Source organism: Streptomyces sp. URMC 126 (genome assembly GCF_051386555.1).
GTDB lineage: Bacteria > Actinomycetota > Actinomycetes > Streptomycetales > Streptomycetaceae > Streptomyces.
Window position 1 is genome coordinate 1 of record NZ_JBPQTX010000692.1, and the last position, 387, is coordinate 387.

1 protein-coding gene is annotated in these 387 nt (G+C 69.8%); it reads left to right on the plus strand.

What is annotated here, in order from left to right; translation table 11 throughout:
- Positions 1–257: 257 nt before the first annotated feature.
- The coding region (locus ACSNOK_RS33485) for a DUF4235 domain-containing protein (protein WP_436784542.1) at positions 258–387 on the plus strand (130 nt) is incomplete at its 3' end.

Here is a 387-nt window from a genome sequence, read left to right on the forward strand (position 1 = left end):
CCTGGAGCCGCTGCCGAACCAGCAGCTCACCGACGAGTACCGCGAGCGCCTGGCGAACCTCGGCAAGAACCCGCCGCGGGACGTCGAGGGCCTGACGATGACCCACTGCGTCCCGGACGAGCGGCACGTGGTGACCCGCTGACCGGCGGGTACGCCGTGTGGCGGGGCGTGTGCGGGGAATCCGGGGGAAGACTCCGGAACGCCTCCCTGCGGGGCGTCCCGGAGCAGTCCCGCAGATCCGGTAGGAGAGCCAGGTCATGAAGAAGAGGAAGCAGAAGCTGGTGTACAGGCCGGTGGGGTTCGCGCTCGGCACCGTGGGCGGCCTGATCGCGAGCATTGCCTTCAAGAAGGCCTGGAAGGCGATCAGCGACGAGGACGACGCCCCCG